The organism is Bradyrhizobium oligotrophicum S58 (genome assembly GCF_000344805.1).
In the GTDB taxonomy this organism is placed as follows: Bacteria; Pseudomonadota; Alphaproteobacteria; order Rhizobiales; family Xanthobacteraceae; genus Bradyrhizobium; species Bradyrhizobium oligotrophicum.
The window spans coordinates 5,358,984-5,376,279 of the sequence record NC_020453.1; the positions used below are offsets into that span (position 1 = coordinate 5,358,984).

Consider the following 17,296-nt stretch of genomic DNA (forward strand, 5'->3'; position numbering starts at 1 on the left):
GAGGACCGGACGGCGCTTCCTGCGCGAACCGAGCGGACCGCGGCTTGAGCGTCGGATGATGCCCGGCGCACGCGTGCGGTCGCGCGAGCCGCAGCCCGCGTGTCCATACGCAGCATTCCCGACAACACGCGACGCGGTATCCACCGCGGCACAGAGCCGGCTCTGCAGTGTCTTGATCTGGTCGATGAGCCTTGCGGCAAAACGGCCGGACCGCGACTGAAGCGCGCGTCCGGTCCTCGTCAGAGGCGCCTAGCTTTTACGCTATTCCGGAGCGCTTGGAGCGGGAGTCGAACCCGCGACCCGATGATTCCTGGTCATCTGCTCTAACCAACTGAGCTATCCTTTGTTCGCCGATCGGATTCGAACCGATGCCCTCGGGCTCACACCCGATGCTCACCATGAGCTTCGACGCGCATCTTCTCTTCAGCGGAATACGCCACCGGAGACCGGCGCGCACCAGTCGGGATCTCAGCGAGCCCGAACCCATGGCCAAAGCGAAGGACGGTGCAAATAGAACAACTATTACGTCAACGCAAGTGTTAGTTTGTCGTTTCGTCAGATATTGCAGATCAGTTGATCATGATGATCGCAACTACATCCTCATCGTCATTCCGGGGCGCGCGCAGCGCGAGCCCGTAATCCATGACCACGAGCGGGAGTTGGTCGAAGACAAGCGCCACTCGCATCGCGCGCCACATCAACAGATGTGGCTATGGATTCCGGGCTCGCGCTACGCGCGCCCCGGAATGACGATCAATCGATACAGCACCTTTGTAGCCCGGATGAGCGAAGCGACATTCGGGTTCACACGCGCCGCTCATGAGAACCCGGATGTCGCCCACGCCGCCGCCCCAGTGGGCGGCGACGTGAGCTCATCCGGGCTACACGACCGTCTTCACCGCTCCAGCTCCGCGTCCCAATACAGATAGTCCTGCCACGTCTCGTGCAGGAATCGCGGCGGGAACAGGCGTTGCGCGGCCATCAGCTCGTGCCGCGTCGGCTCGAAAGGCGGCCGCCGCGGCTTGAGGTAGCGCCGGTCCTTGCGCGCATTGCACGGACTGCACGCCGCGACGATGTTCGTCCACGACGTCTCGCCGCCGTCCGCCCGCGGCACCACGTGATCGAACGTCAGCTCTCCGTGGAGATGACGGCCGCCGCAGTACTGACACGTGAAGCGATCGCGCAGGAAGACGTTGAAGCGCGTGAACGGCACCCGCATCGCCGGCCTGACGTAGTCGCGCAGCGCGATCACCGACGGCAGCCGCATCGTCACGCTCGGGCTGCGAACGACGCGATCGTACTCCGCAACGACGACGTGCGATCCGCTGACCACGGCCCTGATCGCATCCTCCCAGCCGAACACCGACAGCGGAAAGTAGCTCAGCGGCTGGAAATCGGCGTTGAGAACGAGCGCCGGGTTCGTTGCTGACATCGTCGACCTCCTCTCTTCGTTTGATCCGCCCGGTCGTGTTGGCGCCCATGACGGGAATCGAACCCGCCTTTCCGGATCGACAGTCCGGTCCCTTCGCCAGATGGGGACATGGGCAGTTGGACGCGCCCGGCCTGCCCGGGCATGTCATCGTTGATCAGTCTAACGCAGCCGGAGCGTGCTCCGGCCGAACGCCATTGATGTAGTCGAGATAGATCTGGCGAGCGCGTGCCTCAGTGACGCCGCGGCAAGCCATGACGATGCGCACGAACGCAAGCGCCACCGGCGAGCACAGTGCTCGCGCATGGTCGGATGTCTCGGAGTCCGGGATCGTCATGCGGGTCATCAGACCCTCCGCTCTATCTGCGGAGGATGAGATCCCGCCGCCGGTTACGCTCTTGCTGGAATTCGGAGTCCCGGTCTGGCCAGGGACTTCATCAGATCATCTGGACCCTGACAGGCGACGCCCATGCCGGACCAATCGCGCGACCAGGTAAACGGTCGTTCGTTGGCGGGGGCGTTCGCGAGATGTGAGCGCAGGCTCAACACGGTCGTGGTCCTCAAGAGCGCGCCGACAAACGGCGCATCGATTTCGATGGGGCAGAGCTATGCGCAGAATTTCTCGAGGCCGTCAAGGCCGCAGCGCGAAGCGATGATCTTGCAGCCCGCTGCACCGCGACAGATTTGCAACAACCAGACTGCTCGTCGGGCAAATCAGTTGCGCATTCTCGCGAGCGACAAGGTCGCAACCGGTCATTCGCGCGATCGAAAACGCGTGCGCGCGAAAACTCATTTTTCGAGCACGTCCAATGGGATCACCACGCTCACCTGCTGTCCCTCGCATTTTCTTGTTTCCAAAAATCAGAAACCGTGCATTCTATGCCGGTCCCGTCCTCATGAGAGGGGCGCTTCGCGATCGTCATGAACGTGGAGGGCGGGATGCGGTGGGCGTATCGCCTCGCAGCGTGACCTCGGTCATGCCGACGAACGCGGTGATGCGCACGGCGAAATCGTGATGTCCTGACACCCCGACGCTGGTGTCAAGGTCGAGAGAGACGAATGCTCCGACCGATGGTGGCCAGAAAGCCGGCGCACCAGGGAGACCACGTATAAGCCGTCAATCCATCGCGCGGGGAATGCCGGATGATGCGGCTGAACCTGTGGTAACTGCCGCCTGCTTTCTTTGTTGCAGGCGGGCCATGGGTGAGGCCCTCACCCGGCATTCCTCGCGCCCTCTCCTGTATTTGGAGGGCGATGTTGTCAGCAAGACTCGGGCGTCGTCCGCCGCGAGAACGCGGTGTCGTGGCCTGAGCTGTTTGTGTGTCTTCGCTCTCGCGCGATGGCAGGCAGCCGCGGCACGCGACGGCGCGTAGGGTGGGCAAAGGCGCGCCCCCGCTCTGTCCTCGCGCGAGATCGCAATGGCGCCGTGCCCACCACACCTCGCGACGAACACGCCGACCGACGGTGGGCACGCGGCCGCCTGACGGCGGCTGCTTTGCCCACCCTACAGTTCAAGAGCGGTGCTGGTTATGAGAACGAAGATGCAGACCACACATCGACTTCTGCCCGCCTCAGTCGATGCGGGCGAGCACGGCGAGCTTGCGGATGCCCTTGTTCTTGTAGGCATCGAGGAAGGCGGAGTAGTCGCGGAACGAGACGCAGCCGTTGGAATCGCCGTTCGGCCCGAGCATGAAGGTGTGGGCCAGAAGGCCGTTGCGGCCGTGGATCGCATCCTCGCCGCCGATCGGGTTGAGCCGCAGCGCCGGGACGCCGTGGAACAGCGCCTCGCGCGGTTTCAGCTCATAGATGTGCGGCGGCGTGACGCCGCGCATCTTGATCTTCTCCGATCGCGGATTGTCGAGATTGTCGCCGAGGCCCGAATGCGCCTCGAGCTTGGTGCCGTCCGGCAGGTACACCGCCTTGGCCGAAATGTCGTAGACCGCCGTGCTGGTGTCATAGGGCGGTCGGCCGCCGCCCGTCGGGTCCTTGCTGATCGTCGCGGTGATGTTGGCATCAGCCGAAGCGTAGGCGAGCAGCCCGCCGTCCTGGTTCTCCGGCTTGCCCCAGAGCTTCTCCTGGATCGAATGGCGGTCGCCGGACAGCGAAAGCACGGCGGCCTTGGCGCGCTCGGTCATCGCGCGCAGCGAGAAGCCGCTCTTCGGCGCATTGGCCTCGGCGCTCTGTGCGGGCGCCGCGGCCGGCGGCTGCTTGGGATTCGGATTGGCCAGCGCCAGCTGCATCGGCGGCCGGACGTCCTTCTTCGGCGCCTCGGCGACCTTCGCGGTCTCGGCCGGCTTGATCTCGGCAGACTTCATCTCGGAGGACTTGGTCTCGACCGGCCGGGGCGCAGCGTCCGCGAGCTTGGGCAGCGGCGGCGCGCCAGCGGCGGCGTTGGAGGCGATGCCCTGCGGGACGGCGGCGCCGAAGCGGTCGTTGAACATCTGCGGTGTGATGACGGCGACGGTGGCGGCCGGCATGGCCTCTGGGAATGCCGAGAAGGCATCGCCGACGGCGTCGGCCGCGCTGCGTGTTGCGAGCCGCGGCGCCGGGCGCACAGGCTCTTCCTGATCGATGCTGCCCAGGGTCGGATAGGCGTCGGCGGCGATGATCTTGGTATAGACCGTCACCGCGCAGCCCCCGATCAGGCATGCGATTGCCGCGCCACCGATCAATTTGTGAGAGAACGCGATCAGGGAAGATTTCCTGCGGTTTCGTACGGCCAACGCAGCTCGACTGTTACTCATTCACTCACGCCCGAACGAATACTCGAAAACTCTCGCGCGATGCGCCACGGACACCCGCTTTGCATCTCGCAGAAGCACAGAGCTTCATTAAGGCGACTTTTAGTTAAATGCTGATTAAGTTTTGGCGGATTAGAGGCGGGTTAACCATGGAGGTCTGTTTTGCCGGCAAAGAGGGCAAAAACAGGGCAAAATTGCGTGTCCGCCCGAGAAATCGGCTCCGGACAACTCCGGTGTCGGGGTGCCTTTACTCTGCGGCGATCAGTAAAACATCGCACGCAGCGTTAACGATTGCGTGCCCGCGGCGGGGTGCGATCAATCACCTCGCGTTTCGGCGCACCGACGAGGTCAAAGGCGTAGTTTTCGGTGGTCTAAGTTCCCTTCCGAGGCGCAGCCTCGCCGATCTTCTGGACGCCAGCGGAAGTATTCGCCGGGTAAAACCGCAAGTCGATCGACCGTACGACTCAAGGGGCAGGCCACGCGGAATCGAGACCGGCGCACCCCCACTCGCGGTCGCCGGCCATCAGATCGAGGCAGCGGCCGCCAAGGTCGCAATCGCGATGACGGTCGCGCGTGGATCGCCTCCGTAGCATCCGGGATTTTCGGATCTGTGGCCGCTGTCGGCAATATGGTACAGGAAGCGATTCCCAACGGCATTGGTTCGGCCATCGTACCGCGTCCCTCCCCGCCGAGACGACACGAGAGGACTCCCTTATGCAGATCCCCGAACGGAAGCTGGCCTTCGTTCTGGCCTCGACCAATCAAGGTACGATGATCGTCAACCGGCTCGACTATCGCATGGTCGACGCCAACCGCGGCTACGGTGTCGGCTTCCAGATCCTCAACACCGGCGCCTTCGATCCGGGAGAGGTGCAACTCGCCGTTCGCCTGCTCGGGGTGCGCCGCAGGCACTATGGCGACGGCGCGGTCGCGATCGACTGCGGCGCCAATATCGGCGTCCACACCGTCGAATGGGCGAAGGCGATGACCGGCTGGGGATCCGTGCTCTCGATCGAGGCGCAGGAGCGGATCTACTACGCGCTTGCCGGCAATATCGCGATCAACAACTGCTTCAACGCGATCGCCATCCATGCCGCGGTGTCCTCGGAGCGCGGCGTGCTCAATATCCCGAGCCCGAACTATCTGACGCCGTCGAGCTTCGGCAGCCTCGAGCTGCGCCAGCGTCCCAATACCGAGTTCATCGGCCAGGCCATCGACTACGCCAACGACACCGTCGAGGTGCGCAAGCTGCCGCTGGACGATTTCAACCTGCCGCGCTGCGATCTGATCAAGATCGACGTCGAGGGCATGGAGATCGAGGCGCTCGAAGGCGCCGCGGCAACGATCGAACGCTGTACGCCGATCATGCTGGTCGAGAAGATCAAGACCGATGCCGACCAGCTGCGGCAATGGTTCGATCGCCGCGGCTACAAGACCATCGACGCCGACATCAACATGGTCGCGATCCACAGCCGGGACAAGTCGCTGGCGGACATCATTCCGCAGCAGGCCTGAGGCGCATGTCAGCGCTGCAGCTCCGGCGGAGGGGTGCGATCGAGGACCTCGCCCCTGGGCTGGCTGAGCGCGTAGAACGCGTAGGTTTCGATCGTCAGAGGGCCCCGCTTGCGCGCGGCCTCGCCGACCTTCTCGACGCGAGCGAAAGAATCGCTGACGTAGAACCGCGGCCCGATCTGCGCTTCATCCACGAACAGCTGCGTGCCCGCGAGCTGGCCGGCGTCGGGCTCCGGAAAATTGACCCAGCGTATCCGCTGGATCGGCTGCAGCACGCAGGTCCCCGGCGGCAGGTAGAACGACAGCCAGGCGGTGGTGCCATAATCCATAGCGAGCACGCAGGAGGCGCCGGCCCGGACGCGGGCCGCCTCGATCTCGGCCGCCAGCGGTCGCCACCCGACGCCGACGCTGCGCACGGTGGCGTCGCGCCGGTAGCCCGACAGCCAGCCGGTGTTGGCCTGCACGATCAGCGCCACGAACATCACGATGCCGGCAGGCAACGCCCAGCGCAGGCAGAAGGTCGCGGTGCGCTGCTCGCGCGGTTGCCAGGCGACGAGATGCGCAGCAGCAGCCGCAGCCACGACGAAGGCCGGATAGATCGGCGCGAACCAGTTGGCTTCGACCCGGGCATGCAGCCCGTGCCAGAAGAAATAGGCCACGATGACCCACACCATGACCTCGACCAGCACGCGCGAGGCCGCCTCGCCTGCCCTGCGCCGCGCCAGCGCGTAGAGGCCCATCACGCCGAGGATGAAGACGAGCGGTGTGGCGAACACGAACTGGGTGGGAACGAGCTCGGCGATGTAGACCGGCCGGAAGTCCTCGATCCTGGCGCGGCCGAGCTGCTTGATGAACGACACCCATTGGTGATCGGCATTCCAGAGGATGACGGGCGAGAAGATCGCGAATGCCACAAGGCCGCCAAGATAGGGCCAGGGCGACACCAGCCAGGGACGCATCTTCGGCACGGCGAGCAGCCAGATCAGGATCGCGGCGCCGAAGAACATCGCGGTGTATTTCGACAGCAGCGCCGCACCGACCGCGGCGCCGACGCCGAGCCACCAGACGCCCCTGCCCGTCTCCAGAACCTTGGCGCAGAACAACAGCACGAAGCTCGAGGCCACCAGCAGCGGCGCATCGGGCGTCACGATCAGCGTGCCCACGGCGGCCATCAGCGTGACGTTGAGCAGCAGCGCCGCAGTCGCCGCCACGCGTACGCGGCCGAACAGGATCTCGGCTGCGCGATAGACTGCGTAGCTCATGGGAAGGCCGAGCAGGATCGAGACGACGCGGACGCCGAACTCGGTGTCGCCGGCGATCATCGTGCCCAGACGGATCACGACCGCGACCATCGGCGGATGATCGTAATAGCCGCCGGCGAGATGCTTCGACCACATCCAATAATAGGCTTCGTCGAAGGTGATCGGCGTGACCGCGGAGGCGATCAGCCTGACAACGACGAGGCCGGCGATGGTCAGCCAGACATTGCGGACCAGCCGGGCGTCGTCGGCGCCTGCCGCAGGGATCATCGCTTGCGCCAGACGAACAATCCGGAGATCGCGTAGTTCCAGACCACGCCCATCAGCGCGCCGGCGGCGCCCGCCAGCCACCAGATCGGCTCCTGATCGTAGACCGAGAAGGCGACACCGACATTGGCGAGGAGGCCGACCGAGCAGACCAGATAGAACGCGAGCAGGCCGCGCAGAATGGCAAAGCCCTTCAGCCGCTGGTCGCGATAGGTGAGGAAGTTGTTGAGGATGAAGTTCGAGGTCATCGCGATGAAGGCGCCGAGCGCCTGCGCTTCCGCGAACGGCATGTCGAACAGATTGAGACCGAGAAAGAGCGTGGCCAGATGCACGAACAGGCCGATGCCACCGACCATCGCAAACATCAGGAAGCGCAGCGACACCACGTCGTTGGTCATCTTGGCCAGCACGAGGCCGAGGAAATCGAGCGCCACCATCGAGTCGAGCTTGCTCTCGCCATGCAGGCGCGAGCCGAACGTGTAGGGCACCTCGACCGTGCGCAGCCCGCCCTCGGCGCTGGCGATGATGTCGAGCAGGATCTTGAATCCCTGCGTCGACAGTTTTGGCGCGATCTGTTCGAAGCGGTCGCGGCGGATCATGAAGAAGCCGCTCATGGGGTCGTTGACCTCGACCTTGAGCGCGCGGCGCGCGATCTCGGTGGCGAAGGCGCTCGCTCCCGCACGCTTGGTGTCGAAGCTCGCGGCGCTGCCGCCCTCGATGTAGCGGCTGCCGACGACGAGTTCGGCAGCCCCGCTCTGCAGCAGCGACAGCATCTTCGGCAGCTGGGTCTCGTCATGCTGCAGGTCGGCGTCGATCACGGCCGCAAACGGTGCGCTGGCGGCCAGGATGCCCTCGATACAGGCGCCGGACAGGCCGCGGCGGCCGATGCGACGGATGCAACGGACGCGGCTGTCGTTGCGCGACAATTCGCGCACCACCTGCCAGGTCCCATCCGGGGAATTGTCGTCGACGAACACGACCTCCCACGGCACGTCCTTGAACGCCGCCTCCAGCCGCCGGTACAGCGTGGTGACATTGTCGCGCTCGTTGAAGGTCGGGACGACGACCGAAACGATCGGAATATCAGCGGTTTGCAGGGGCACTGGCGGGGCCGGTCGGATGGCTTCGTTCATGGTGCGGATGCGTATATCTGCCGCATCCCGCACTGCCAAGCGCGGCAACCGGGGATGGTGCAAAAAGCCCTGCCTGTGGTGCCGCGGCGCATCGCCTCAAACGACGAGGCCCAAAATGCCAACGACCACAAACAAAGGGCGCGCGTACATCCGGCGCAACCGCTCTGCCGTGGTCGTCTCGGTGCCGGAGCCCTGAGAGCTCGACGACGCCATCTTCACCTAGATGGGGTGTCCTTGCCGGAATGCAAGGGCCATCAAGCCCGTAGCCCGGATGAGCGAAGCGACATCCGGGGCCCACCAGCTGCGTGTGAGAACCCGGATGTCGCTTCGCTCATCCGGGCTACGGCAGACTTGCCCTAGTTCGGAACCTCACGGACCACAGGCCCGCGCACGGCCGGCGCCACGGGCACCGTCTGGACCTGCGTCGGCGGCACATCGACGCGGGCCGGCTGCATCGGGCGGGCCATCGGCCCGACTGGAACGTAATAGAAGGCAGCCGCAAGCACGGCGGCCGCGACGACCGCGCCCAGGAGGCCGCCGACCGATTCTGCTCTCATGTGCATATCTCCCCTTCCCGCCCCGTGCCCTGGATACACGAGGCGCCGGGCGGCTGGAAGAGCCGCCGCGCCACCGCACCGAACTGGCCAGAACCGCCGCAGTTGACTACTGTCCCTACCTCAACACCCCTCCCCATCGGCAACGGAACAACTCCGTGAGCAAAGCTCCTGCACGCGCTTCGCAATCCAAGAGCCACATCTACATCGGCATCGGCGGCTGGACCTTCGCGCCGTGGCGCGGCGTGTTCTATCCGGACAAGCTGCCGCAGTCGAAGGAGCTCGAATACGCGGCCTCCAAGCTGACCTCGATCGAGATCAACGGCACCTATTACGGCTCGCAGAAACCGGAAAGCTTCCGCAAATGGGCGCGCGAGGTGCCCGACGGCTTCATCTTCTCGCTGAAAGGGCCGCGCTTCGCGACCAACCGCCGCGTGCTCGCCGAGGCGGGCGATTCCGTGAAGCGCTTCTACGACACCGGCGTGCTCGAGCTCGGCGACCGGCTCGGACCGGTGCTGTGGCAGTTCGCGCCGACCAAAAAATTCGACGAGGCCGATTTCGGCAAGTTCCTCGAACTCCTGCCGCGCGAGATCGACGGCCGCAAGCTGCGCCACGTCGTCGAGGTCAGGCACGACAGTTTCTGCGTGCCCGGCTTCGTCGCGCTGCTGCGCGAGTTCGCGACGCCGGTGGTGTACGCCGAGCACGGCAAATATCCGGCGATTGCCGACGTCGCCGCCGACTTCGTCTATGCCCGACTGCAGAAGGGCAATGACGAGCTTGCGACCTGCTATCCGCCGAAGCAGCTCGATGCCTGGGCGAAGCGGCTGCAGCTCTGGGCCGGCGGTGGCGAGCCGGACGATCTGCCCCGGGTCGACGACAAGGCGCCCAAGAAGACGCCGCGCGACGTGTTCGCCTATGTCATCCACGAGGGCAAGGTGCGCGCGCCTGCCGGTGCGATGGAATTGATCGAGCGGGTGAGCTGAAGCACGAGGCGCATATGGCCAAGACCAAGACGCTGTTCACCATCGGCTACGAGCAGACGCCGGCCAAGGCGGTACTGGACGAGTTGCAGTCCGCCGGTGTCAAGCTGCTGGTCGACGTGCGCGCGGTGGCGGCGTCGCGCCGGCCGGGCTTCTCCAAGAGCCAGCTCGCCGCGGGGCTCGACGAGCGCGGCATCGGCTATGTGCATCTGCGCGGGCTCGGCACGCCGAAGGAAGGCCGCGAAGCCGCGCGCAGCGGCCATTACGACACGCTCCACAAGATCTACAACGCGCATCTGAAGACGCCGCAGGCGAAGGAGCAGATGGACGAGCTGGAGTCACTGGTGAAGAGCGCGGGTCCCGTGTGCCTGCTCTGCTACGAGCGCGACCACGCCCATTGCCACCGGCAATGGATCGCCGAGATCATCGAGGACCGCGACCAGGTCAAGGTGAAGAACCTGGTCGCACCGCAGACTTGAGCCGTTACTCCGCGACGCAGGTGAAGGACGACGCCTGCTCGACGTCGCCGCTGGTGTACTTCGCGAATTTCGGCCACGGGCACAGCGGCCGCGTGCGCTGCGCGCTCCAGCTCGATGGGACCTCCTTGTTGGCCGCATTGACCGAGGCCGTGATCGCCTCGGGCGCCTTGCCCTTTTCGACCCAGTCCATCAGCGCGCCCAGCGCATCGAACTTCTCCAGGGTGACGCCGCCGCCGCAATGGGTCTCGCCGGGCAGCGCGAACAGGCGGGCGAACGTATCGGCCTTGCCCTGCACGTTGGCATCGAGCTTCTCGTACCAGCGGATGGTATCGTTGATCGAGAACACCGGATCCGCCTGGCCGTGATAGATCAGCATCTTGCGGGCGCCGCTCTGGAATGCCGGCAGGGTCGGATTGTCGACCGCGGGCGGCGCCATGAAGTCCATCGCGGACTCCGTGAACGGGCCGTCCTTCGCGTAGATCTTCGGCGCATCCTTGTCGAAGTCAAAAGCCTGCAGCTTCTCGACGAGCTTGTCGGGCGAGCCTTCGATCTCGACCGGCGGGGTCGAGAAGATGTAGTTCAGCGACGCGCCGCCCATGGTGGCGATGATCGGAAAATTATTCCACGGCGCCACCGGGCTTTCGACCTTCCAGGCACGCCAATTGCCGGTGCCGACGCCGCCGTCGACCGGCCAATCGGAATACAACTGCTCGCCCTTCGAATTGTGCGGCCCGGCGAAGCTCTTCTTCAGCGCATCGACCTTGGCAGCCGGCAGGCAGGCCTCGGTCGCGCCTGCTGCGCAGCGCAGGCTGTCAAAATCGAAGGCCTTCTGGCAGGCCTTGAGGTTCGTCGTCAGACCGTCCTTGGCGCCGTCGAGCCCGTCGCAGACCTCGGTGATCTTCGACGAGATCAGCTTGGCGTCCTCGCGGGTGATCGACTTGCGGATGTCGGCATCGGCCTTTGTCAGCGCCTGCACGTCCCAGGCGTGCTGGACCGCGGCGCGCGGCAGGTTGAAGCCGGGATTTCCGACCAGGAAGCCGTCATATTGCTCGGGCATGCGCTCGGCCGCGACCATGGTGTGGCGTCCGCCATTGGAGCAGCCGGCGATGTAGGAGTAGTCGGGCTTCTTGCCATAATGCGCAGAGATGATCGCCTTCGCGATCGGCGCCAGCGTCGTGTCCGCCGAATAGCCATAGTCGCGCCGCGCCTGCGGATCGAGCCCGAACGCCGAGCCGGCCGCGAGCCCACGCGGCTTGTTGGCGGGATCGTTGCCGGAGTGACCGCTATCCGATGACAGCACGGCAAAGCCGCGCGCCAGCGGCGTCACGCCGCCACTGACGAGACCATCGGCCTTGTCGCCGAGCGCGGGCACCACGACGCCGTCATTGCCGCCATTGACCTGGTGCAGGAAGCGGCCGTTCCAGGTCTCCGGCAGGCGGATCTCGAACTGGATCGCATAGGCATGGCCGTCGACGCCGGTGCGCTCATTGACCTTGCCGGAGACGATGCAATGCCGCGGCAGGCCATCTGCGGCCTCCTGCAGCTTCGATCCGGTCAAGGTCAGTCCCGCGACCTTCAGCGCCTCCGCCGTCACCTTGCTGCAGCCGGCCTCCTCGGCTCGCGCAGCGCTCGCTGCGCCGACAAGGCCGAGCCCGGCCAATACCAACGCCCCGGTTCGGATCATGCATTCCCCCTGACTGTCCTGTTCGTTGGCGGGCAGTTAAACGCGGAGACCCTGCAATGTAAATCGCCGACATCGCGCACCACGCTGCTCGCTCTATTGCAATTGCCACACCTCGAACGGCCGGTCATAGCCCCGTACCGAAACTTCGCCGTGAAAGACCGCGTCACTCGCGCCGTCTCCAGCCGCTTGCCGCACCTCGGACGAGATCAGCAGTTGCGAATCGAGCTCCTTGTTCAGCGCTTCCAGGCGCGAGGCGAAATTCACGGTGTCGCCGATCACGGTGTACTCCTTGCGCCGGGGCGAGCCGATGCTGCCGGCCACCACTTCGCCGAGATGGATGCCGATCCCGATCCGCAACGGCCAGGACGACGCCGCGTTCACACGCCCCATCGCCGCCACCATTTCACGCGCGGCTTCGACCGCCTGCGCGGCTGCATCTCGCGACTCGAACGGCGCTCCGAACAGCGCCAGGAAGCCGTCGCCGAGGAATTTGTTGACGATGCCGCCATGGCGCTCGAGGATCTCGACGAGCACGGCAAACGCGCCGTCCAGACGATCGACGACCTCCTGCGGCGTCTTCGCACGCGATGCTGCGGTGAAACCTCTGAAGTCGACGAACATCACGGCGACCTCGCGGATGTCGCGCGCCTCCGCCGTACCCTCTTTCATCAGACGTTCGACGACCTGCGGCGAAACGTGCTGACCGAACAGATCGGTCACGCGGTCGCGCGCCGATGCGGCCTCGATGCTCGCTGCGAACTGCCGTCGCAGCTGCACGCTGACGGCACCGGCCAGGAGGCCGCACAGCAGGATGATGAAGCTGCGCTCACCGTGATAGTAGATCTCGGGATTCTGGCTGACATCGATGGACGGTCGATCGAGCAGCGCGACCGTCAGCAATTCCGCTGCGGCAACCAGGCCGGTGAAGCTCGACAACCAGAAATCGAGACGAAGCGTCGAGAGAATGATGAAGATGAAGTAGACCAGAGGCGCGCCGAATCCGAGTGCCCTGTCCGCGCCGATGCCTTCGATCTGCAGCATGAGCACGAGCGTGGGCAGCGACGTCTCGACCAGGGCGCTGACGTAGCGCCAGATCACCGGCACGTCCCGGCCGTGGCGAATGTCCGCCTTGATCCTGAAGAGGATGAGAGTCTCAAAGCTGATGAATGCAGCGATGATCGCGTAGACGTAGAGGACCCCGACCCGGCTCGGCCAGATCCACTCCGAGATTCTCGGCTCGAAGATCTCGACGAACATCGAGATGACGAGGAACAGTCCCGCCGTGGCGATCAGCGCTTTCACCCGCAGCAGCTCGGTGTGCAACGTCTGACGCATGAGCGCCCGGTTGAACTCCGCCGACGCCCCCGCCGGCGCATCGCTCGCCTTTCCGATTTTCGAGACCTGCATCCTGCCCCAGCCGCCTCTGTGCCCGGCTGCCATTCTGCCTCAATCGAGGGTGCGACGAAAGCGCAACACGGCGACCGTCATGGCGAACAGCATCAGGCCGAACAAGGCGATCGTATCATACTGCAGGTTCTGAAGCGTCGAGCCTTTGAGCATGATGGCACGGACGATCCGCAGATAGTGCGTGAGCGGCAGGCATTCGCCGACAATTTGCGCCCATTGCGGCATACCGAGAAACGGGAACATGAAACCGGACAGCAGGATGCTGGGCAGGAAGAACATCATCGACAGTTGCATCGCCTGCAACTGATTCTGCGCCAAGGTCGAGAAAGTGTAGCCGATCGAGAGGTTGGCGGCGATGAACAAGGTCGACAGCAGCGCCAGCAGCAACAGGCTGCCGAAGATGGGCACGCCGAACAGGAGCACGCCGATGCCGATGATGATGGACGCCTGCAGGAAGCCGACCATCACGTATGGAATGATCTTGCCGAGCATGACCTCGACCGGCGTGATCGGCATCGACAGCAGGCTTTCCATCGTGCCGCGCTCGATCTCGCGCGTCACCGAGAGCGCCGTGAAGATCAACATCGTCATGGTCAGGATGGTCCCGACGAGGCCGGGCACGATATTGAGGCGCGACGATGCCGCCGGATTGTAGCGGGCGTGAGCCCTGATCTCGAACGGCGCGGCGACCGGATCGCCGGTGTAGAGATCATGCGCGAGCGCCGTCTGCACGATCATGCCGAGCGACGACAACGCCGAGGACGCAGCCACCGGGTCGGTCGCGTCGGCCGCCACGAGCAGCGCCGGACGATCGCCGCGGCGGACCCCGCGCTCGAAGCCGCGCGGGATCTCGACGCCGAACAGAACCTTGCCGGAGAGAAGCAGGTCGTCGAACTCGGCGACGTCTTTGACTTCGCGGGTGAAGCGGAAATAAGCCGTGTTCTCCATCGCCTTCAGGATCGAGCGGCCGAGATCGCTGTCCTCCTGCAGCAGCACCGCCGCCGGCAGATGATGCGGCGTGGTGTTGATGGCATAGCCGAACAGCATCAGCTGCATCACCGGGAGCATCACGATCATCGCGAACGACACCCGGTCGCGCTTGAGCTGAATGAACTCCTTGACCAGCATCGCATAGGTCCGGCGCCAGAAGCCGAACCGCGGCTCCGACGTCGCGTGATGGCGGGCGGGTGCGTCGCTCATTGGAAGTTGTCCCGGGAGCGGTTCATCAGATCGATGAAGACGTCCTCGAGCGACGGCGCGGCAGGCTGCCAGTGCAGCCCGTCCTTGTTGCGCCATGGCGCGATCGAGGACTCCAAGGCCGTGCGGTCGCGGCCCGACACGTGGAGGCTGGTGCCGAACGGCGCCACCATGTCGACGCCCGGCTTGCCGGCAAGATCGGCCGTGAGCTCGCGCAGATCATCGCCGCTGACCGTGTATGTCGTCAGCTCGGATTGCGCGATCACCTCGGAAACGGTGCCGTGCGCCAGCAGATGACCATAGGCGATGTAGGCGATCTCGTGACAGCGCTCGGCCTCGTCCATGTAGTGGGTCGAGACCAGCACGGTCAGCCCTTCGCCCGCGAGCGCATGGATCTCGTTCCAGAAGTCGCGCCGGGCCTTGGGATCGACGCCGGCGGTGGGCTCGTCGAGCAGCAGCAGTTGCGGATTGGGCAGGGTGCAGGCGCCGAGCGCCAGCCGCTGCTTCCAGCCGCCGGACAATTCGCCGGCCAGTTGCCGCTCGCGCCCGGCGAGGCCGAGCCGCTGGACCATGTCGCGCGCGGAGCCTTGGGGATCAGGCATGCCGTAGAGCCTCGCGACGAATTCGAGATTCTCGCGCACCGACAGGTCCTGATAGAGGCTGAAGCGCTGCGTCATGTAGCCGACCCGGCGCTTGATCTTGTCGGCATCGCGGCGGATGTCGAAGCCGAGGCAGGTGCCCTCGCCGCCATCCGGCGTCAGCAGGCCGCAAAGCATGCGGATCGTCGTCGTCTTGCCCGAGCCGTTCGGACCGAGGAAGCCGTAGATCGAGCCGCGTCGCACCTGCATCGACAGATCATGCACCACCTCGCGTCCGCCAAAGGACTTGCTCAGCCCCTTGACCTCGATCGCGATCTCGGCCGGCGTCGCCCCGGTCATTGCTTGTCCGCCACCGGAGTCTTGGCATTTGGATAGATGCTGACCGGCTGGCCCACGCGCAGCGCATCCGGCCGCGACGGCCGTGCCTGGATCAGGTAGACGAGCTTGTTGCGCTCATCGAGGCTGTAGATGACCGGCGGCGTGTACTCCGCCGTCGTCGCCAGGAAATAGACCCGCGCGGTGAGATCGGCGGCGCAATTGTCGCAGGTGACGCGGACCTCGTCTCCAACGGTGAATTTCGGCAGATCCGGCTCCGACACGTAGAAGCGCAGCTTCATGTTGCCGGGCGGCATGATCGACAGCACCGGCCGTTGCGCCGCCACCATCTCGCCCTCACGGAAGTAGATCTGCTGAATCGTGCCGGCGACCGGCGCGATGCCTCTGCGCCGTGCCAGACGGGTCTGCGAGGTCACGAGATGGGCCTCGGCCACGCGCAACGCCGAAACGGCCGAGTCGAGCGTCGCCTGCGTCCCAGCGCCGGTCTTGCTCAGGGCCGCGGCACGGTCATAGGTCTGCTGCGCATTGGCGAGCGTCGCCTTGGTCTGGTTGAGATCGGCCTGCTGCAGATCGTCGTCGACCGAATAGAGGGGGTCGCCGACCTTGACCACGTCGCCCTCATGCACGTTCAGCTTCGTGATCCGCCCCGCTTCATCGGGACTGACGAAGATCATGTCTGCCTCGACCCAGCCCTGATAGCCGGGATCGGGCGTCTCCTTGCAGCCGTTGAAGCTGAAGGCCGTGACGAGCACGGCAAGGCAATGCAGCAGGCTCATGTCGGCCTCCTCGGCCCGAAGATCAGATCGAGATGCGCCTGCAGCATCGCTTCCGCGTCGAGCGGCGCATGGCGCTCGAACAGGCTCTTCCAGAGCACGGCGACCATCATCGGTGCGATCATCAGTTGCGGATATTGCGCCAGCTTGGGTTCGCGGATTTCGCCGCGCGTGATCGCAAGCTGGATTAGCGCGCGCATGGCGGCGAGACCGCGGGAGACGACCTCACGGTAGTAGAAATCGGCAATCGCCGGGAAGCGCGGGCCCTCCGCGATAATGAGCCGGACGAGATCGCCGCGCCTTGTGCCGGCGACCTCCTGCAGGAACATGCGCGCCAAAGCCTCAACCATGTCGCGCACCGAGCCGCCTGCCGGTAGCGGTGCGGCCAGACGGCCGACGAAGGGCACGATCGCGGTGCGGATCAATTCCTCGAACATCGATTCCTTGTCCTTGAAGTGCAGGTAGATCGTCCCCTTGGCGACGCCGGCGCGCTTGGCAATGTCGTCGAGTCGGGTCGCGGCAAAGCCGCGGGCAATGAACTCGTCCATCGCGGCCTGCACGATCGCCACCCGGCGCTCGGCGGCGCGATCAGCTCTGCGCGAGGCGGCGGCGGGACTCGCCGCACGCGACTTGCGCTTGTTGGAGGTGATGGAACCGGACATGGAGTATACAATGACTGACTAGTCAGTCATTGTCAAGATGCCCGGGAGCCCAGATGAGCGCAGGCCAGCGTCCGACGGGCGCAGGCAGAGGCGACAGGTAGGGTCTCACGCGTTGTCTCGGTGAACCCGAATGTCGCTACTCTCATCCGGGCTACGCGTCGTCCCGGTGTCAGCTCAAATCCAGGAGGTGCTCTCGTAGCCCGCATGAGCCGACGCCTAAGCCCAACGGGCGCAGGCGGAGGCGACATGGGGGGTCTCAGGCGTTGCCACGGTGAACCCGGATG

General features: G+C 65.1%; 15 protein-coding genes and 2 tRNA genes. 3 read left to right on the forward strand and 14 right to left on the reverse strand.

All coding sequences use genetic code 11. The features are described from left to right. Nucleotides 1–275: 275 nt before the first annotated feature. The 5 genes from S58_RS23150 to S58_RS23170 all read right to left on the reverse strand — a co-directional run bounded on the left by S58_RS23150 (nucleotide 276) and on the right by S58_RS23170 (nucleotide 4,173). Nucleotides 276–342: transfer RNA gene (locus tag S58_RS23150), tRNA-Pro, on the reverse strand. 553 nt (nucleotides 343–895) lie between these two features. Next, complete coding sequence (locus S58_RS23155; RefSeq protein WP_015667797.1) at nucleotides 896–1,432, reverse strand: HNH endonuclease; 537 nt, start codon at nucleotides 1,430–1,432, stop codon at nucleotides 896–898. A gap of 39 nt (nucleotides 1,433–1,471) precedes the next feature. Beyond that, nucleotides 1,472–1,546: transfer RNA gene (locus S58_RS23160), tRNA-Asp, on the reverse strand. A gap of 40 nt (nucleotides 1,547–1,586) precedes the next feature. After that, nucleotides 1,587–1,775 (reverse strand): hypothetical protein, encoded by a 189-nt coding sequence (locus tag S58_RS23165; RefSeq protein ID WP_015667798.1) that lies wholly within the window; start codon nucleotides 1,773–1,775, stop codon nucleotides 1,587–1,589. A 1,225-nt stretch (nucleotides 1,776–3,000) separates the two neighbouring features. Continuing rightward, a complete protein-coding gene (locus tag S58_RS23170; RefSeq protein ID WP_083938661.1) occupies nucleotides 3,001–4,173 on the reverse strand; it encodes a DUF2778 domain-containing protein in 1,173 nt (390 codons plus the stop codon). A 711-nt stretch (nucleotides 4,174–4,884) separates the two neighbouring features. Between S58_RS23170 and S58_RS23175 the strand changes: the two genes are divergently transcribed. Next, nucleotides 4,885–5,685, forward strand: a complete 801-nt coding sequence (locus S58_RS23175; protein ID WP_015667800.1) for an FkbM family methyltransferase — start codon at nucleotides 4,885–4,887, stop codon at nucleotides 5,683–5,685. An 8-nt stretch (nucleotides 5,686–5,693) separates the two neighbouring features. Here S58_RS23175 and S58_RS23180 read toward each other — a convergent pair whose 3' ends face one another. From S58_RS23180 to S58_RS23190, 3 genes are all read right to left on the reverse strand, one after another. Further along, on the reverse strand, nucleotides 5,694–7,211 hold the full coding sequence (locus S58_RS23180; protein WP_015667801.1) for a glycosyltransferase family 39 protein: 1,518 nt from the start codon (nucleotides 7,209–7,211) through the stop codon (nucleotides 5,694–5,696). Then, nucleotides 7,208–8,341, reverse strand: a complete 1,134-nt coding sequence (locus tag S58_RS23185) for a glycosyltransferase family 2 protein (RefSeq protein ID WP_015667802.1) — start codon at nucleotides 8,339–8,341, stop codon at nucleotides 7,208–7,210. Before S58_RS23185 ends, S58_RS23180 begins: the two co-directional genes overlap by 4 nt. Nucleotides 8,342–8,697: 356 nt before the next feature. Beyond that, nucleotides 8,698–8,898, reverse strand: a complete 201-nt coding sequence (locus S58_RS23190; protein ID WP_015667803.1) for a hypothetical protein — start codon at nucleotides 8,896–8,898, stop codon at nucleotides 8,698–8,700. A 155-nt stretch (nucleotides 8,899–9,053) separates the two neighbouring features. Between S58_RS23190 and S58_RS23195 the strand changes: the two genes are divergently transcribed. Together S58_RS23195 and S58_RS23200 are read left to right on the forward strand one after the other, a co-directional pair. Next, nucleotides 9,054–9,878 (forward strand): DUF72 domain-containing protein, encoded by an 825-nt coding sequence (locus S58_RS23195; RefSeq protein WP_015667804.1) that lies wholly within the window; start codon nucleotides 9,054–9,056, stop codon nucleotides 9,876–9,878. A gap of 14 nt (nucleotides 9,879–9,892) precedes the next feature. Continuing rightward, nucleotides 9,893–10,354 carry a DUF488 domain-containing protein gene (locus S58_RS23200; protein WP_015667805.1) on the forward strand — a complete coding sequence of 154 codons (462 nt, stop codon included), beginning with the start codon at nucleotides 9,893–9,895 and terminating at the stop codon, nucleotides 10,352–10,354. Nucleotides 10,355–10,358: 4 nt separating this feature from the next. Here the strand turns inward: S58_RS23200 and S58_RS23205 are convergent, their stop codons facing one another. The 6 genes from S58_RS23205 to S58_RS23230 all read right to left on the reverse strand — a co-directional run bounded on the left by S58_RS23205 (nucleotide 10,359) and on the right by S58_RS23230 (nucleotide 17,012). Then, entirely contained in the window at nucleotides 10,359–12,038 is a 1,680-nt protein-coding gene (locus S58_RS23205) for a tannase/feruloyl esterase family alpha/beta hydrolase (RefSeq protein ID WP_015667806.1), read from the reverse strand. 93 nt (nucleotides 12,039–12,131) lie between these two features. Beyond that, nucleotides 12,132–13,445, reverse strand: a complete 1,314-nt coding sequence (locus S58_RS23210) for an adenylate/guanylate cyclase domain-containing protein (RefSeq protein ID WP_015667807.1) — start codon at nucleotides 13,443–13,445, stop codon at nucleotides 12,132–12,134. A gap of 39 nt (nucleotides 13,446–13,484) precedes the next feature. Continuing rightward, nucleotides 13,485–14,645 (reverse strand): ABC transporter permease, encoded by a 1,161-nt coding sequence (locus S58_RS23215; protein ID WP_015667808.1) that lies wholly within the window; start codon nucleotides 14,643–14,645, stop codon nucleotides 13,485–13,487. Continuing rightward, the gene (locus S58_RS23220) at nucleotides 14,642–15,580 is read right to left on the reverse strand and encodes an ABC transporter ATP-binding protein (protein WP_015667809.1); all 939 of its coding nucleotides are present in this window, start codon (nucleotides 15,578–15,580) and stop codon (nucleotides 14,642–14,644) included. Before S58_RS23220 ends, S58_RS23215 begins: the two co-directional genes overlap by 4 nt. Next, nucleotides 15,577–16,353, reverse strand: a complete 777-nt coding sequence (locus tag S58_RS23225; RefSeq protein ID WP_015667810.1) for an HlyD family secretion protein — start codon at nucleotides 16,351–16,353, stop codon at nucleotides 15,577–15,579. Before S58_RS23225 ends, S58_RS23220 begins: the two co-directional genes overlap by 4 nt. Further along, nucleotides 16,350–17,012, reverse strand: coding sequence for a TetR/AcrR family transcriptional regulator (locus S58_RS23230; RefSeq protein ID WP_015667811.1), 663 nt, complete (start codon nucleotides 17,010–17,012; stop codon nucleotides 16,350–16,352). The genes S58_RS23225 and S58_RS23230 overlap by 4 nt, the downstream gene beginning before the upstream one ends. Nucleotides 17,013–17,296: the final 284 nt, after the last annotated feature.

Coding starts and splice junctions, on each gene's coding strand:
- S58_RS23165 (WP_015667798.1), bottom strand. CDS start 1,775: ATGACCCGCATGACGATCCCGGACTCCGAGACATCCGACCATGCGCGA.
- S58_RS23200 (WP_015667805.1), top strand. CDS start 9,893: ATGGCCAAGACCAAGACGCTGTTCACCATCGGCTACGAGCAGACGCCG.
- S58_RS23225 (WP_015667810.1), bottom strand. CDS start 16,353: ATGAGCCTGCTGCATTGCCTTGCCGTGCTCGTCACGGCCTTCAGCTTC.
- S58_RS23230 (WP_015667811.1), bottom strand. CDS start 17,012: ATGTCCGGTTCCATCACCTCCAACAAGCGCAAGTCGCGTGCGGCGAGT.
- S58_RS23210 (WP_015667807.1), bottom strand. CDS start 13,445: ATGCAGGTCTCGAAAATCGGAAAGGCGAGCGATGCGCCGGCGGGGGCG.
- S58_RS23185 (WP_015667802.1), bottom strand. CDS start 8,341: ATGAACGAAGCCATCCGACCGGCCCCGCCAGTGCCCCTGCAAACCGCT.
- S58_RS23215 (WP_015667808.1), bottom strand. CDS start 14,645: ATGAGCGACGCACCCGCCCGCCATCACGCGACGTCGGAGCCGCGGTTC.
- S58_RS23190 (WP_015667803.1), bottom strand. CDS start 8,898: ATGAGAGCAGAATCGGTCGGCGGCCTCCTGGGCGCGGTCGTCGCGGCC.
- S58_RS23155 (WP_015667797.1), bottom strand. CDS start 1,432: ATGTCAGCAACGAACCCGGCGCTCGTTCTCAACGCCGATTTCCAGCCG.
- S58_RS23205 (WP_015667806.1), bottom strand. CDS start 12,038: ATGATCCGAACCGGGGCGTTGGTATTGGCCGGGCTCGGCCTTGTCGGC.
- S58_RS23175 (WP_015667800.1), top strand. CDS start 4,885: ATGCAGATCCCCGAACGGAAGCTGGCCTTCGTTCTGGCCTCGACCAAT.
- S58_RS23170 (WP_083938661.1), bottom strand. CDS start 4,173: ATGAGTAACAGTCGAGCTGCGTTGGCCGTACGAAACCGCAGGAAATCT.
- S58_RS23180 (WP_015667801.1), bottom strand. CDS start 7,211: ATGATCCCTGCGGCAGGCGCCGACGACGCCCGGCTGGTCCGCAATGTC.
- S58_RS23220 (WP_015667809.1), bottom strand. CDS start 15,580: ATGACCGGGGCGACGCCGGCCGAGATCGCGATCGAGGTCAAGGGGCTG.